The sequence below is a fragment of the Achromobacter sp. NFACC18-2 genome (assembly GCF_900108985.1).
GTDB lineage: Bacteria > Pseudomonadota > Gammaproteobacteria > Burkholderiales > Burkholderiaceae_B > Achromobacter.
In genome coordinates this window covers 457,124-471,325 of sequence record NZ_FNYM01000002.1, presented here as the reverse complement: position 1 = coordinate 471,325, position 14,202 = coordinate 457,124, and the positions used below count along the sequence as shown (strand labels likewise).

Annotated in this window: 15 protein-coding genes; 13 read left to right on the top strand and 2 right to left on the bottom strand. The window is 67.7% G+C overall.

The annotated features are described in order from the left end of the window. From BMW75_RS04595 to BMW75_RS04580, 4 genes are all read left to right on the top strand, one after another. On the top strand, positions 1-690 hold the full coding sequence (locus BMW75_RS04595; protein WP_076518237.1) for an amino acid ABC transporter permease: 690 nt from the start codon (positions 1-3) through the stop codon (positions 688-690). Between the two features lie 64 nt (positions 691-754). Beyond that, positions 755-1,489 (top strand): amino acid ABC transporter ATP-binding protein, encoded by a 735-nt coding sequence (locus tag BMW75_RS04590; RefSeq protein WP_076518234.1) that lies wholly within the window; start codon positions 755-757, stop codon positions 1,487-1,489. A gap of 5 nt (positions 1,490-1,494) precedes the next feature. After that, a complete protein-coding gene (locus BMW75_RS04585) occupies positions 1,495-2,556 on the top strand; it encodes a threonine aldolase family protein (RefSeq protein ID WP_092577193.1) in 1,062 nt (353 codons plus the stop codon). A 40-nt stretch (positions 2,557-2,596) separates the two neighbouring features. Further along, positions 2,597-3,502, top strand: coding sequence for an EamA family transporter (locus tag BMW75_RS04580; RefSeq protein ID WP_092577191.1), 906 nt, complete (start codon positions 2,597-2,599; stop codon positions 3,500-3,502). A 71-nt stretch (positions 3,503-3,573) separates the two neighbouring features. On the opposite strand, the gene BMW75_RS04575 is transcribed toward BMW75_RS04580, so the two are convergent. After that, on the bottom strand, positions 3,574-3,870 hold the full coding sequence (locus tag BMW75_RS04575; protein WP_076518226.1) for an acylphosphatase: 297 nt from the start codon (positions 3,868-3,870) through the stop codon (positions 3,574-3,576). A 165-nt stretch (positions 3,871-4,035) separates the two neighbouring features. Here BMW75_RS04575 and BMW75_RS04570 point away from each other — a divergent pair, with 165 nt between their 5' ends. Further along, positions 4,036-4,932: a phytanoyl-CoA dioxygenase family protein gene (locus BMW75_RS04570; RefSeq protein ID WP_076518224.1), complete on the top strand. Its 897-nt coding sequence runs from the start codon at positions 4,036-4,038 to the stop codon at positions 4,930-4,932. A gap of 204 nt (positions 4,933-5,136) precedes the next feature. Beyond that, positions 5,137-6,300 carry an alpha-hydroxy acid oxidase gene (locus BMW75_RS04565; protein WP_076521877.1) on the top strand — a complete coding sequence of 388 codons (1,164 nt, stop codon included), beginning with the start codon at positions 5,137-5,139 and terminating at the stop codon, positions 6,298-6,300. Positions 6,301-6,374: 74 nt separating this feature from the next. Here BMW75_RS04565 and BMW75_RS04560 read toward each other — a convergent pair whose 3' ends face one another. Further along, positions 6,375-7,217, bottom strand: a complete 843-nt coding sequence (locus BMW75_RS04560; RefSeq protein WP_092577190.1) for an IclR family transcriptional regulator — start codon at positions 7,215-7,217, stop codon at positions 6,375-6,377. 211 nt (positions 7,218-7,428) lie between these two features. On the opposite strand from BMW75_RS04560, the gene BMW75_RS04555 reads away from it, so the two are divergent. From BMW75_RS04555 to BMW75_RS04525, 7 genes are read left to right on the top strand one after another with little or no spacing between them, the layout of a single operon-like run. Continuing rightward, the gene (locus BMW75_RS04555) at positions 7,429-8,499 is read left to right on the top strand and encodes an ABC transporter ATP-binding protein (protein ID WP_092577188.1); all 1,071 of its coding nucleotides are present in this window, start codon (positions 7,429-7,431) and stop codon (positions 8,497-8,499) included. A 1-nt stretch (position 8,500) separates the two neighbouring features. Next, positions 8,501-9,391: an ABC transporter permease gene (locus BMW75_RS04550; protein WP_076518219.1), complete on the top strand. Its 891-nt coding sequence runs from the start codon at positions 8,501-8,503 to the stop codon at positions 9,389-9,391. Between the two features lie 18 nt (positions 9,392-9,409). Continuing rightward, positions 9,410-10,204 (top strand): ABC transporter permease, encoded by a 795-nt coding sequence (locus tag BMW75_RS04545; protein ID WP_092577186.1) that lies wholly within the window; start codon positions 9,410-9,412, stop codon positions 10,202-10,204. Between the two features lie 37 nt (positions 10,205-10,241). After that, positions 10,242-10,583: a (2Fe-2S)-binding protein gene (locus tag BMW75_RS04540; RefSeq protein WP_092577184.1), complete on the top strand. Its 342-nt coding sequence runs from the start codon at positions 10,242-10,244 to the stop codon at positions 10,581-10,583. Further along, complete coding sequence (locus tag BMW75_RS04535) at positions 10,580-11,965, top strand: FAD/NAD(P)-dependent oxidoreductase (RefSeq protein WP_092577182.1); 1,386 nt, start codon at positions 10,580-10,582, stop codon at positions 11,963-11,965. The genes BMW75_RS04540 and BMW75_RS04535 overlap by 4 nt, the downstream gene beginning before the upstream one ends. After that, positions 11,962-13,134, top strand: coding sequence for an NAD(P)/FAD-dependent oxidoreductase (locus BMW75_RS04530; protein ID WP_092577180.1), 1,173 nt, complete (start codon positions 11,962-11,964; stop codon positions 13,132-13,134). The genes BMW75_RS04535 and BMW75_RS04530 overlap by 4 nt, the downstream gene beginning before the upstream one ends. Next, the gene (locus BMW75_RS04525) at positions 13,131-14,201 is read left to right on the top strand and encodes an ABC transporter substrate-binding protein (RefSeq protein ID WP_175493095.1); all 1,071 of its coding nucleotides are present in this window, start codon (positions 13,131-13,133) and stop codon (positions 14,199-14,201) included. Before BMW75_RS04530 ends, BMW75_RS04525 begins: the two co-directional genes overlap by 4 nt. Position 14,202: the final 1 nt, after the last annotated feature.

Sequence of the window (14,202 nt, the reverse complement as noted above, 5' to 3'; positions counted from 1 at the left end):
ATGGGTCAATTCGATTTCGACGTCATCCGAGGCGCGCTGCCGTATCTGTTCCAGACCGGCATGACGTTCACGTTGACGCTGACCGTGCTGGCGGCGGTGATGGGGCTGGCGCTGGGCACGCTGCTGGCGATGATGCGGCTGTCGCGGTTCAAGTTGCTGTCGGTGCCGGCGGGCATCTACGTGAACGTGATGCGGTCGATCCCGCTGCTGCTGGTGATCTTCTGGTTCTACTTCCTGATGCCCTACATCGCCGCGTGGATCGTGGGGTCGCCCACGCCCTTGCGCGTGGGCGCCTTCAACTCGGCGGTGATCACCTTCACGCTGTTCGAGGCCGCGTACTTCTGCGAGATCATGCGCGCCGGCATCCAGTCGATCGCGCGCGGCCAGGTCTCGGCCAGCATGGCGCTGGGGCTGAATCATTGGCAGGGCATGCGCTACGTGGTGTTGCCGCAGGCGCTGCGCAACATGGTGCCGGCGCTGCTGACGCGCGTCATCATCCTGTTCCAGGACACCTCGCTGGTCTACGTGCTGTCGCTGACCGACTTCCTGGGTGCGGCGTCCAAGATCGGCCAGCGCGACGGACGGCTTGTGGAACTTTATCTCTTCGTGGCGGTGGTGTATTTCGTGATTTGCTTCACGGCATCGCGTCTGGTCAAGCAGCTCGAAAAGCGCACGCGGGTGCTGCGCTGATCCGCGCGTGGCGACTCACACGTTATCCACAGGTTCAATGATGCAACGTTCTTCCAATCCCCCGATGATCGAGATCCGGCAGGTCAGCAAGTGGTATGGCGATTTCCAGGTGCTGGACGATTGCAGCACCACGGTGGGCCGCGGCGAGGTCGTGGTGGTGTGCGGTCCGTCCGGGTCCGGCAAGTCGACGCTGATCAAGACGGTGAATGCCCTGGAGCCCTTCCAGAAAGGCGAGATCGTGGTCAATGGCGTGTCGGTGGGCGATCCGCGCACCGACCTGCCCAAGCTGCGCGCGGTGGCCGGCATGGTGTTCCAGCACTTCGAGCTGTTCCCGCACCTGTCGGTGACCGAGAACCTTTGCCTGGGCCAGGTCAAGGTGCTCAAGCGTGGCAAGGACGAAGCGCGCCAGCGCGCCCTCGCCCTGCTCGAGCGCGTGGGCCTGTCGGCGCACAAGGACAAGCACCCCGGCGAACTGTCCGGCGGCCAGCAGCAGCGCGTGGCGATCGCCCGTGCGCTGTCGATGGATCCGGTGGTGATGCTGTTCGATGAGCCCACGTCGGCCCTGGACCCCGAGATGGTCAACGAGGTGCTGGACGTGATGACGGACCTGGCCGGCGAAGGCATGACGATGATGGTGGTGACCCACGAGATGGGGTTTGCGCGCCGCGTCGCCGACCGTGTGATCTTCATGGACGGCGGCAAGATCGTCGAGGACTGCCAGAAGGAGCAGTTCTTCGGCAACGTCGAGGAGCGTGCCCCGCGCACGCGCCAGTTTCTTTCCAAAATTCTGCAGCATTGATAGCCATGACCCAGCGGAACCCCGCCGACCCTCCCCCTCCATCCGTCGTCGACCTGCGCAGCGATACGGTCACCCATCCCACCGCGGCGATGTACGAGCGCATGCGCACGGCCCCGATCGGCGACGACGGCCTGGATGGCGACCCCACGGTGCGCGAGCTGGAGGCCTGCGTGGCGGCCAGCCTGGGCAAGGAGGCGGGCCTGTTCGTGCCGAGCTGCACGATGGCCAACCTGCTGGCCGTGCTGGCGCAGACGCAGCGCAGCGAGCAGGTGGTGCTGGAATCGACCGCGCACATGTACACATCGGAACGGGGGGCGGCCACGTTCACCGGCCTGTTCTACCAGGGCGTGTCCGGCAGCGCCGGCGCGATGGACTTGAATCGTCTCGAAGAGGCGTTGCTGACTGGCGGGCACCGGCTCAAGACGTCGCTGGTTGCGATGGAAACGTCGCACAACAACGCGGGCGGCACGGTGCTGCCGCTGGATCACATGCAGGCCGTGCACGGCATGGCGCAGGCGGCCGGGGTGCCGGTGCACCTGGACGGTGCGCGCCTGTTCAACGCGGCCGTGGCGCTGGGCGTGCCGGCCGCCGACATCACCCGCCATGCGGACACCGTTGCGCTGTGCCTGTCCAAGGGCCTGAGCGCGCCGGTGGGGGCGGTGCTGGCGGGCAGCCAGCCGGTGGTGGCCAAGGCGCGCACGCTGCGCCGCATGCTGGGCGGCACGCAGCGGCAGTCGGGCATCATGGCGGCCGCCGGCCTGGAAGGCGTGCAGCATATGGCGGCGCGCCTGGCCGAAGACCATGTGCGGGCGCGGCGCCTGAGCGACGGCGTCAACGGTCTGGCGCCGGCGTTGTCGGCGACGGTGCCGCAAACCAACATCGTGCAGGTCGAAACCGCCGAGACCGGCATGACCAACGCGCAGTGGGTCGCGGCCCTGCAGGCCCGGGGCGTGCTGACGCGTCCGTGGGGCCGCACGCGGCTGCGCTGCGTGACGCATCGCCATATCGGCGACCAGGACATCGACGCCGCGATCGCGGCGTTTGCAGGGGTGCTGGACGCGCGCTGATTTCAGCCGGTTTTGAGGTGGGCGATGCGATAATCGCGCGATGTCCACCACCCAACTTTCCCGAAAAGACTATTTCTGCGCCTTGGCAGTGGTGGTCATCTGGGGCCTGAATTTCGTCGTCATGAAGGTCGGCATGCGGGGCTTGTCCCCCATGATGCTGGGTGCGCTGCGATTCGCGCTGGCGGCCTTCCCGCTCATTCTCTTCGTGCGCATGCCGCGATTGCCGTGGCAGTGGGTCGCGGCCTACGGCCTGGTCCAGGGACTGGGGCAGTTCGGCCTGCTCTTTACCGCGCTCAAGTTCGGCATGCCGGCGGGCATGGCTTCGCTGGTCATCCAGACGCAGGCCTTCTTCACGCTGTTGCTGGCGGCGCCGGTCCTGCATGAGCGTGCGCGCCGCCACCACTGGCTCGGCCTGGGCGTGGCCGCGGTGGGGCTGGCGGTCATTGCCGGGGGGCGCGGCGACGGGCCTGGGCAGATGGCGATGCTGGGCTTTGTCCTGACCCTGGGCGCCGCCCTCATGTGGGCGGTGTCGAATCTGATCGTGCGGCTGGCCAGCCGCAAGGCGCCCGGCTACGACCCGTTCGCGTTCATCGCCTGGAGCAGCGCCGCCCCGGTGCTGCCCTTCCTGGCGCTGGCCATCCTGATCGACGGCTGGGAGCCGGTGCTGGGCATGGTGACCGGCATGGGCTGGGGCGAGGCGCTGTCGGTGCTCTACCTGGCAGTGCTGGCGACGCTGCTTGCCTATACCCTGTGGACGCGGCTGCTGTCGCGCCACCCCGCGGCCAAGGTCGCGCCGTTCTCGCTGCTGGTTCCGGTGGTGGGATTGTGGGCGGCGTCGATGGCGTTCGGCGAACGGCTGCAGCCCCTGCAATGGCTGGGCGCCGCGTGCGTCCTGTCGGGGCTGGTCATCAACCAGGTCGGCGGACGCTGGCTGCGCTCGAACTAGGTCCGGCCCACCGATCGTAGGCGGCGTTCTCGTCCTGTCGGATTACGTCAAGCCGCCTAGGGCCGACGGCGTCAAAGCTGCTCGAAGCGGATGTAACGCTTATCGGTGTACTCCCGGCGCGTGATGATCTCCTGGACGGATGCGCCGGGCGGTCCGCGCCGCAACCATTCCAGCATGTGATCGACCTGGTCGGGCGTGCCCTGCACCAGCGCCTGCACCGTGCCGTCGAGCATGTTTTGCACCCAACCCGTCGCGCCCAGCATGTGCGCGCGCCGCACCGTGGCATGACGGTATCCCACGCCCTGCACCGTGCCGCTGACGGTGACGTGGACGGTTTCGATATGGGTATCGGCCTTAGGGTCTTGCATGGGTTTTTCCTTCGGATGATGCCCCGCCATGCGCGGGAAGCGTAGGCGGAACCGGCTACAGCGGATGATCTATAGGCCCCTAGGGCTTCGAAGCGATACGTTAGAGCACATGTCAAAACGTGCCAGCCAAGAAATACCCATTATCAAGAGCTTGGAGAAGCCATCATGGAAGAGACCAGTTTGTTGTCGGAAGCCGAGACAGCGCTCTACAGGGAGCAGGGTTACCTCGCCCTGAAGGACGTGTGCCCGCAGGATGAGGTCGGCTACATCCGCCGGACGCTGCTGGACTTGTTCGCGAACAAGACGGGTTACAACGAGGGCGCGCAGTATGACTTCGTCAGCCGTGACGACCCCACCAAGCCCGCCAAGTTTCCGAGCCTGCATGATCCGCGCCATTATGCCCCGGGCCTGCTCAAGACGGTTTACCACGAACGCACGCTCGAGCTCGCGCGGCAGCTTCTTGGACCGCAGGCGGCCCTGTATGGCGAACACGCGCTGCTCAAGCCCGGCCCGCACGGACCCGAAACGCCCTGGCACCAGGACGAGGCGTTCCGCTCGCCGGATTTCGTCTACAACGAGCTGAGCATCTGGCTGGCGCTGCAGCCCGCCACGGTGGAGAACGGCTGCATGCAGTTCCTGCCGGGCTCGAACAAGTGGGACGTGCTGGAGCACCGCTCGCCGGGCGGCGACAAGAGCCTGCACCCGCTGGAATGCTGCGGCGACTTTCCGCGCGAGCAGGCGGTGGCCGAGCCCCTGGATCCGGGCGGCATCACCGTGCACGACGCGCGCACGCTGCACTTCACCGGGCCCAACACCTCGCAGTCGCCGCGGCTGGCGTACATCCTCATCTACAACACGCCGCCGGTGTACAAGCCCGGACGCCGGGAATTCCCGTGGCTGGAAGGCCGCTGGACCGACAGCCAGACGCGCAAGAAGCAATGGCACAAGCGCGGCGGACTGGCGGTGGACGTGATGCGCCGACTGCCGGGCGCGCGTCTGACCAGCCCGCGCTGGGTGGCGTGGGCGACGATCCGCGCGGTCAGCAAAGTGTGGCCGCGCTAGGGCTGGGCGTGCAGGGGCCGTAGAGCCTTTGCGCAGGGGGGCGAACGGGGCCGGCAAGCGACGCTTGCCGGCCTCGGCGCGTATACTGGGCGGCGCCGCGCGGGGATGAACCTGGCGCGGCGGCCCGGCAGCCCAAGGCTGGCGGCCAGCAGCAAGAAAAACGAGTCGCAGCTGGCGCACCCCTATCACTCCACAGACCTCTCCATGACCGCTAACCTTTCTACGATCACCTGCATCGAAGATTTGCGCGTTGTTGCGCAGAAGCGCGTGCCGCGCATGTTCTATGACTACGCCGATTCCGGCGCCTGGACCGAAGGCACCTATCGCGCGAACGAAAGCGACTTCCAGAAAATCAAGCTGCGCCAGCGCGTGGCGGTGAACATGGAAGGCCGGTCGCTGCGCACCACCATGGTGGGGCAGGACGTGGTCATGCCGCTGGCGATTTCGCCCACGGGCCTGACCGGCATGCAGCACGCCGACGGCGAGATTCTCGCGGCCAAGGCCGCGGCCGACTTCGGTGTGCCGTTCACGCTGTCCACCATGAGCATCTGCTCGCTGGAAGACGTGGCCCAGGCCACGAAGAAGCCCTTCTGGTTCCAGCTCTACGTGATGCGCGACCGCGAATTCGTGGCCAACCTGATCGACCGCGCCAAGGCGGCCGGCTGCTCGGCGCTGGTCCTGACGCTGGATCTGCAAATCCTCGGCCAGCGCCACAAGGACATCAAGAACGGGCTGTCCACCCCGCCCAAGCCCACGCTGCGCAACCTGATCAACCTGGCGACCAAGCCGCGCTGGTGCATGGGCATGCTGGGCACCAAGCGCCGCACCTTCGGCAACATCGTGGGCCACGCCAAGGGCGTGAGCGACCTGTCGTCGCTGTCGTCCTGGACCGCCGAACAGTTCGATCCCCGCCTGAGCTGGGACGACGTGGAATGGATCAAGCAGCGCTGGGGCGGCAAGCTCATCATCAAGGGCATTCTTGACGTCGAAGACGCGCAGCTTGCCGCCAATAGCGGTGCGGACGCGCTCATCGTCAGCAACCACGGCGGACGCCAGCTCGACGGCGCCATGTCCTCGATCGCGGCCCTGCCCGGCATTGCGGATGCGGTGGGCTCCAAGATCGAAGTGTGGATGGACGGCGGCATCCGCTCCGGCCAGGACATCCTGAAGGCGGTGGCGCTGGGCGCGCGCGGAACCATGATCGGCCGCGCCTTCCTGTATGGCCTGGGCGCCTACGGCCAGGCCGGCGTGACCCGCGTGCTGGAGATCCTGTACAAGGAAATGGACACGACGATGGCGCTGTGCGGCCGTCGCTCGATCGAACCCGGCGACCGCAGCATCCTGCTGCCGGGCACGTATCCGACCTGAGCGCCCGCGCGCAGGCACGAAGGCCCGGGCAACCGCTGCCCGGGCCTTTTCGTTTCTACGGGCGACGTGCCGGTCTATGCCCCGTTGCCGGTGCCCAGGAACTGGCTGGGACGGCGCAGGGCCGGGTCGAAGGGGTTGATCTGCGCGCCCACCGCATCGGCCTCGCGCCGCAGCATTTCCAGGATCAGCGGCAGCCGCTCGTCGCTGATGCGTTCGATGGGCGCCGCCACGCTCAGCGCCGCCACCGTGACGCCGTTGGGGTCGTAGACCGGCACCGCCAGCCCCGCGATGTTGGGAAACACGCCCTGGCCCTGGCTGCGCGCATAGCGGCGTTCCAGGCATTCCTTGATGCGCACGCGCATCGAGATCTCGTCCACGAAGCCCAGATGGTGCAGGCGCGGGATGTTGAAGCGGATGACCTCTTCGCGCTCGGCTTCCGGCAGGCTGGCCAGCAGCACCAGGCCGCCCTGCCCCATGCCCAGCGGCACGCGGCCGCCGATGTCGCCCGTGTGCGAGCGCACCGGGAATGCGCCATCCACGCGATCGACGCAGACGGCGTCAAAGCCGCTGCGGACCAGCAGGAAGATGGTGTCGTTGAGCATGCCCGACAGGCGCAGCATGGCCGGCCGGTACAGGCTGCGCAGGCTGGACTGGTGATTGCCGGCGGCGGCGGCCAGCGAGAAAAAGGCGACGCTCAACTGGTATCCCTTGCTTTGCGCCGGCTGCTCGACCACGCCTTCCTGCATCAGGCCCTGCAACACCCGGTGCACCGTGGCCTGCGCCTGTCCCGTGCGGGCGGCGATATCGGTCAGGCGCAGTTTTTCTCCCTTGGCGTCGGCCAGCACGCGCAGCACGGCGAACGCCCGCTGCAACACCCCCTGGCCTGCGGAATCGTCCGGCGCTTCTGATTTCTTCATTTTGATATTCCGGCAAATAAAATAGTCAGACGTATTTTTATCAATAAATTCAGTCTAGCGGAAATAACAGATAAAAAATTCGATTGTTCGGAAAACCCTAATTGCCCTGTGTTTTGGCGCCTCCTAGACTGCGTCATCAGATAAGCAGCCTGGGCGGTCATCGAAGCCCGCCGGGCGGCGCAGGGCCCGAAGGGGCCACGGGGTTTGAAAAATGGCATTTCTGCGGTTGGACAACGTCTCCAAGAACTACGGCAATCTTCGGGTCGTCTCGGACCTGAGCCTGGCGGTCGAAAAGGGCGAGTTCGTCTCCCTGCTCGGCCCCTCGGGCTGCGGCAAGACCACCACGCTGCAGATGATCGCGGGCTTTGCCGAGGTGACCTGCGGGTCCATCACGCTGGACGGGCGCGACATCACGCACGCCAAGCCGAACACGCGTGGCCTGGGCATCGTGTTCCAGAGCTATGCGCTGTTTCCACACCTGACCGTGGCGGACAACGTCGCCTTCGGCCTGAAGATGCGCAAAGTCGAGCGGGCGGAACGCCAGGACCGCGTGCGCGAGGCGCTGGCGCTGGTCAAGCTGGACAAGCATGCCGACCGCTTCCCGCGGGAGCTGTCGGGCGGCCAGCGGCAGCGCGTGGCGCTGGCCCGCGCGCTGGTGATCCGCCCGCCCGTGCTGCTCCTGGACGAGCCGCTGTCCAACCTGGACGCCAAGCTGCGCGAAGAGATGCAGTTCGAGCTGCGCAGCATCCAGCGCAAGATCGGCACCACCACGGTCATGGTCACGCACGACCAGGCCGAGGCCCTGTCCATCAGTGACCGCGTCGTCGTCATGCAGGACGGCCGAGCCACGCAGGTGGACCCGCCCTATCGCATGTACGAGCATCCGCAGACCGAGTTCATCTCGCGCTTCGTGGGCAAGACCAACCTGCTGGCGGGCCGCGTCACGCGCTGCGGCGAGCGGGCCGAAGTCCAGGCCGGCGCGCTGCACTTGCTGGTCGACGGCGAAGGCCTGCGCCACGGCGACGACGTGCAGTTGTCGCTGCGGCCGGAAAAGCTGGTGCCCGTGCCGGCCGGCCAGGGCAAGCTTGCCTGTGTCGTCAACACGCGCTATTTCCTGGGCAGCCAGTGGATGTACGACCTGGATTCGCCCGTGGGGGCGCTGACCGTCCTCACGCCCAACGACGGCCGCCGCCCGCACGACGACGGCGAGCAGATCGGGCTGGACTGGGCGGACGGCGTGCTGCGCGTCCTGCGCGCGCCCGCTGCGGCCGCGGCGGCCTGACATGGCGACCCTGACGCAACGCGGCGCCGCCGCCAGCCTGCCCAAGCCGCGCAACGACGGCCTGCTCGCCATCCTGGGGTCGATCCCGCTGGCCATCGTGTTCCTCACGCTGGTGCTGACCCCGCTGGCGCTCACGTTCGTCCTGTCGTTCCGGCCGTTCGATTACGCCACGGGCATCCTGCCCGGCCACACGTTCGAGCATTACCTGGCGGTGGTCACCGACAGCTACTTCATCGAAATCTTCTGGCGCACCTTCTGGATCGCCGGCGTCACCACGCTGATCTGCGTGCTGATCGGCGCACCGGAAGCCTACATCCTGTCGCGCATGGGCAAGCCCTGGCGCTCGATTTTTCTCCTGGTCGTGCTGTCGCCGCTGCTGATTTCGCTGGTGGTGCGCGCGTTCGGGTGGAGCATGCTGCTGGGTCCGGCCGGGCCGATCGGCAAGGCGGCCGCGGCGCTGGGGCTGGGATCGCTGCTGTATACGCCCACCGCCGTCATCATCGGGCTCGTCCACGTCATGTTGCCCTTCATGGTGATTCCGGTGTGGACCTCGCTGCAGAAGCTGGACCCCACCGTCGAACATGCCGCGCTGTCGCTGAACGCCTCGCGCTTCCAGACGCTGACGCGCATCGTCCTGCCGCAGGCCATGCCGGGCATCCTGTCCGGCAGCCTCATCGTGTTCGGCCTGTCGGCCAGCTCGTTCGCCATCCCCGCGCTGCTGGGCGGGCGGCGCCTGAAGATGGTGGCCACGGTCGTGTACGACGAGTTCCTCACCGAGCTCAACTGGCCGCTGGGCGCAGCCATCGCGATCGTGCTGCTGATCGTGAACGTGATCATCATGATGGCGTACAACCGCGTCGTCGAACGTTCTTACCGCCGCAGCCTCGGCTGACCCGCGCAAGGAATCGAAATGCAGAAAAACGGTCCTTTCGCGCTGGCGTTCAACTTCCTGGTGGTGGCGTTCGTGCTGGCGCCGCTGGCCATCGTGTGCCTGGTGGCGTTTACGCCCGAATCGACGCTCACCATGCCCACCACAAGCTTTTCGCTGCGCTGGTTCTACGCGGTGTTCGAGCATCCCAACTTCATGCAGGCGTTCAAGAACAGCCTGTGGCTCGCCTTCCTGTCGGCCAGCATCGCCGTGTGCCTGGCGGTGCCCGCCGCCATCGCCATCACGCGCTATCGCTTCCCCGGCCGCGATGTGCTGAACGGCCTGTTCCTGTCGCCCCTGATGATTCCGCATCTGGTGCTGGGCGTGGCGCTGCTGCGCTTCTTCGCGCTGATGGGCATGGCCGGCAGCTTCCCCTGGCTGGTGGCCAGCCACGTGGTCGTCATCACGCCTTACGTGATGCGTCTGGTGATCGGCGCGCTCGTCGGCTTTGACCGGTCCATCGAGCACGCGGCGCTGTCGCTGGGCGCCAGCCGCGCCAAGGTGTTCTTCCTGGTCACCCTGCCGCTCATCATTCCCGGCGTGTCGGGCGGCTGGCTGCTGGCCTTCATCAACAGCTTCGACGAACTGACCATGTCGGTGTTCATCACCGCGCCATCCACGATCACCCTGCCGGTGCGTATGTACATGTACGCCACGGAATCCATCGACCCGATGATGGCCGCCGTGTCCGCGCTGGTCATCGCGCTGACGGCCGTGACCATGCTGCTGCTGGATCGCGTGTATGGACTGGACCGCGTCCTGGTGGGACAGAAATGAAGTCGCTGCCGACAGCCGCAAAGGAGACGCGGGCAACATGGCAATCCTGAAACGCCTGGCCGAAACCGGCCGCCCCGCCTTGACGTTCACCTTCGACGGACAGGCCTGCACGGCGCTGGCCGGCGACACGGTGCTGACCGCCGTGCTGACCCAGGCCGAGCGCCTGCGCGTGTCGGAATTCGGGGGCGGCCCGCGCGCGGGCTTCTGCATGATGGGCGCCTGCCAGGACTGCTGGGTGCAGCGCGAGGACGGCGAGCGCGTGCGCGCCTGCTCCACCTACATCGAACCCGGCATGCGGCTGCAAAGCGTGGCATGCGCGCCCGCCTCGGCGCCCGGCGCCCTGTCGGCCGCGGCCTGGCCCGAGGACGACGCGCCATGAGCATCGTGATGCCTGTGATCGTCGGCGCCGGCCCGGCCGGCATCCGCGCGGCCCAGACGCTGGCCGCGCAGGGCCTGCGCCCCGTGATCCTGGACGAAGGGCTGCGGCCCGGCGGCCAGATCTACCGGCAGCCGCCGCCCGGCTTCAAACGGCCCAAATCCGCGCTCTACGGTTTCGAGCACCGCAAGGCCGACGCCGTGCACCGGGTCATGGACGCGCTGCAGGCCCAGGTGGAATACCGTCCCGGGTGCCTGGTGTGGAATGCCGAAGGCAAGACGCTGGACGTGCTGCGCGATGGGGTCAGCACCTCGGTGCCCTACACCCACCTGATTCTTGCCACCGGCGCCACCGACCGCGTGCTGCCGTTTCCCGGCTGGCTGACGCCGGGCGTCTACACGCTGGGCGGATCGCAGGTTGCGCTCAAGCACCAGGGATGCGCCATCGGCGAGCGCGTCGCGTTCATGGGCACCGGACCGCTGCTTTATCTGGTGGCCTACCAGTACGCCAAGGCAGGCGCGAAGGTCGCGGCGGTGCTGGACACGTCGCGCCTTGCCGACCGCGCGGCCGCGCTGCCGGGCATGCTGCGCGCGCCCGCGCTGCTGGCCAAGGGCCTCTACTACATGGCATGGCTGCGCGCGCACGGCGTGCCGCTGCGCAGCGGCGTGCGTCCCGTCGCGGTGACAGGCAAGGACCGCGTCTCGGGCCTTGCGTATCGCCAGGGCGGTCGCACGCATACGGTGGAATGCGACGCGGTCGGCTTCGGCCTGTCGCTGCGATCCGAAACGCAACTCGCCAGCCTGGTCGGCTGCGAATTCGCCTACGACGAGCGCGACCGCAACTGGGTGCCGCGCCGCGACGCCGCCGGCCGCAGCAGCGTGGCCGGCGTCTATGTGGCCGGAGACGGCGCGGCCATCGGCGGCGCCGACGCGGCCGAACTCGCGGGCGAACGCGCGGCCCTTGCGCTGCTGGAAGACACGGGGCATCCGCACGACACGCGGCGCGCGCGGGCGCTGGAAGCCCGCCTTGCGGCGAACGGCCGCGTGCGCGACGCGCTGGAACGCGCCTTCCCGTTTCCGCAGGACTGGGCCGCGGCCATCGCCGACGACACGGTCGTATGCCGTTGCGAGGAAGTCACCGCCGGCACCATCCGCCAGGCCGTGCGGGAGAACGGCGTGCGCGAAGTGAACCGCCTGAAGGCGCTGACGCGCGTGGGCATGGGCCGTTGCCAGGGCCGCATGTGCGGCGTCGCGGGGGCCGAGGTCCTGGCGCATGCCGCGGGCTGCGCGCCGCAGGCGGTCGGCCGCCTGCGCAACCAGCCGCCGGTCAAGCCCATCCCCGTCAGCGTGGTGTGCCTCGAACGACCCGGGAAGAAGGCGGCATGATGCAGCGCATCGACACCGAAGTGACCATCATCGGCGGCGGCATCGTCGGCGGCAGCGCCGCGCTCTTCCTGCGGCGCCAGGGCGTGCCCGTGGTGCTGCTGGAGGCCGCGCTGTGCGGCGCCAAGGCCAGCGGCGTGAACTACGGCGGCGTGCGCCGCCAGGGCCGCGGACTGGAACAGATGCCGCTGGCGCGGCGCGCCCACGAACTGTGGGGCAAGCTGCCCGAACTGATCGGCAGCGACGGCGAGTACGTGCGCTCCGGCCACCTCAAGCTGGCCTGCTCTGAATCGGACCTGGCGCTGCTGCACGCGTATCGCGACAGCACGCGCGGCTTCGGAATGGACCTTGAACTCCTGGACCGCCGCGCGCTGGCGCGGCGCTTCGGCTGGCTGGGGCAGGACGTGGTGGGCGGGTCTTTCTGTCCCGAAGACGGTCACGCCAATCCGCGCCTCGTATCGCCGGCCTTCGCGCGCGCGGCCCGCGCGCTGGGCGCCGACGTGCGCGAAGGCGTGCGCGTCACCTCGGCCGTGCACGACGGTTCGCGCTTCATCGTGCGGGCCGGCGACGCGCTCGAAGTGCGCTCGCGCTTCCTGCTCAATTGCGCGGGGGCCTGGGCCGGGCGCTTCGCCGAAAGCTTTGGCGAAGCCGTCCCGGAGACCGCCATCCATCCCTTGATGATGGTGACCGAGCCCCTGCCGGTATTCATGGACGTGAGCCTGGGCATGCAGGGCGGCGGCATCTACGCGCGCCAGGTCGCGCGCGGCAACTGCGTCATCGGCGGCGGCCGCGGGGTCTCGGTGGACCCCGACTACGCCCGCCCGGGGCGCGCCAATCTGGGCGCGCTGATGGCCAACGCCGCCAAGCTGCTGCCGGCGCTGCGCGGCGCCCAGGTCATCCGCTTCTGGACCGGCGTCGAAGGCAACATGCCCGACCACAATCCCGTACTGGGCCCGAGCGCCACCGTGCCGGGCCTCTTCCATGCCTTCGGCCTGTCCGGCGCGGGCTTTCAGATCGGCCCCGCCGTGGGCGAAGTGCTGTCCGAGCTGGTCGTGCACGGCCGATCCTCCATTCCTATCGATGCCTTCCGCATTGAACGGTACGCGTCCGCCGCTCACGGCGCCGCAGACCGGCCTGAGAGTGTTCGTGAGCAAACGCTGGAGTCACCATGATGCATAAGAAACAGGGCGCGCTGCGCCTGACCAAGGGGAAGCGGCTGTTGGGCGCGGCGGTGCTGGCATTGCTGTCTGCCGGGGCCATGGCGCAACAGAAGACGCTGTACGTCGGCATGAACGGCGGCGACATGGAACGCGCCTTCACGCAGCACGTGTTCCCGGACTTCGAAAAAGCCAACAACGTGAAGATCGTCGTGGTGCCCGGCACCTCGACCGACGTGCTGGCCAAGGCGCAGGCCTACAAAGACAATCCGCAGATGCACGTCATGTTCCTGGACGACGGCATCATGGCCCGCGCGATCTCCATGGGCCTGTGCGCGCAGCTCAATGACGACCCCGTCCTCAAAGAGCTGTACCCCACCGCCCTGATGAAAGACCGCATGGCCGCGGGCATCGACATCGGCATGACCGGCCTGGGCTACAACACGCGCCTCTTCCAGAAGAACGGCTGGGCGCCGCCCACCTCATGGCTGGACCTGGCGGACCCCAAATACAAGGGCAAGGTCGTGTTCCAGTCCGCGTCGGGCAGCACCTTCGGCCTGCACGGCTTCCTGATGTTCAACCGCATCGAAGGCGGCAACGACCAGAACTACGATCCCGGCTTCAAGAAGTGGCCCTCCACCATCGGCCCCAACGTGCTGGAATACATTCCCAACTCCGCCAAGCTGGCGGAAATGATCCAGTCCGACGAAGCCGCGATCTTCCCGCTCACCCCCACCGCCATCGCGCGCCTCAAAAAGCGCGACATCCCGGTGGAATACGCCCAGCCCAAGGAAGGCTCCGTCATCCTGATGGTCGGCGAATGCGTCATCGCCAAGAACAGCGAGCCGGAGCTGGCGCAGAAACTCGCGCTGTACCTGCTGTCCGCCAAGGCCCAGGCCAAGGCCCTGGAAATGGGCGGACACTTCCCGTCCAACAAGAACGTCCAGGCGCCCGCCAACAACGCCGACACCCTCAAGCGTTTCCAAGGCTACATGGCGAACGCCAAGATCCTGGACTGGGACCAGATCAACGCGGCCCGGCCGGCCTTCAACGCCCGCTGGAACCGCACGGTCGAACGTTGAC

Excerpts from the sequence above, each read along its gene's own strand:
- BMW75_RS04560 (WP_092577190.1), bottom strand. The coding sequence starts at position 7,217 with ATGAAGAAATCAGAAGCGCCGGACGATTCCGCAGGCCAGGGGGTGTTG.
- BMW75_RS04575 (WP_076518226.1), bottom strand. The coding sequence starts at position 3,870 with ATGCAAGACCCTAAGGCCGATACCCATATCGAAACCGTCCACGTCACC.
- BMW75_RS04545 (WP_092577186.1), top strand. The coding sequence starts at position 9,410 with ATGCAGAAAAACGGTCCTTTCGCGCTGGCGTTCAACTTCCTGGTGGTG.
- BMW75_RS04540 (WP_092577184.1), top strand. The coding sequence starts at position 10,242 with ATGGCAATCCTGAAACGCCTGGCCGAAACCGGCCGCCCCGCCTTGACG.
- BMW75_RS04580 (WP_092577191.1), top strand. The coding sequence starts at position 2,597 with ATGTCCACCACCCAACTTTCCCGAAAAGACTATTTCTGCGCCTTGGCA.
- BMW75_RS04525 (WP_175493095.1), top strand. The coding sequence starts at position 13,131 with ATGATGCATAAGAAACAGGGCGCGCTGCGCCTGACCAAGGGGAAGCGG.
- BMW75_RS04570 (WP_076518224.1), top strand. The coding sequence starts at position 4,036 with ATGGAAGAGACCAGTTTGTTGTCGGAAGCCGAGACAGCGCTCTACAGG.
- BMW75_RS04595 (WP_076518237.1), top strand. The coding sequence starts at position 1 with ATGGGTCAATTCGATTTCGACGTCATCCGAGGCGCGCTGCCGTATCTG.
- BMW75_RS04535 (WP_092577182.1), top strand. The coding sequence starts at position 10,580 with ATGAGCATCGTGATGCCTGTGATCGTCGGCGCCGGCCCGGCCGGCATC.
- BMW75_RS04585 (WP_092577193.1), top strand. The coding sequence starts at position 1,495 with ATGACCCAGCGGAACCCCGCCGACCCTCCCCCTCCATCCGTCGTCGAC.
- BMW75_RS04565 (WP_076521877.1), top strand. The coding sequence starts at position 5,137 with ATGACCGCTAACCTTTCTACGATCACCTGCATCGAAGATTTGCGCGTT.
- BMW75_RS04550 (WP_076518219.1), top strand. The coding sequence starts at position 8,501 with ATGGCGACCCTGACGCAACGCGGCGCCGCCGCCAGCCTGCCCAAGCCG.
- BMW75_RS04530 (WP_092577180.1), top strand. The coding sequence starts at position 11,962 with ATGATGCAGCGCATCGACACCGAAGTGACCATCATCGGCGGCGGCATC.
- BMW75_RS04555 (WP_092577188.1), top strand. The coding sequence starts at position 7,429 with ATGGCATTTCTGCGGTTGGACAACGTCTCCAAGAACTACGGCAATCTT.
- BMW75_RS04590 (WP_076518234.1), top strand. The coding sequence starts at position 755 with ATGATCGAGATCCGGCAGGTCAGCAAGTGGTATGGCGATTTCCAGGTG.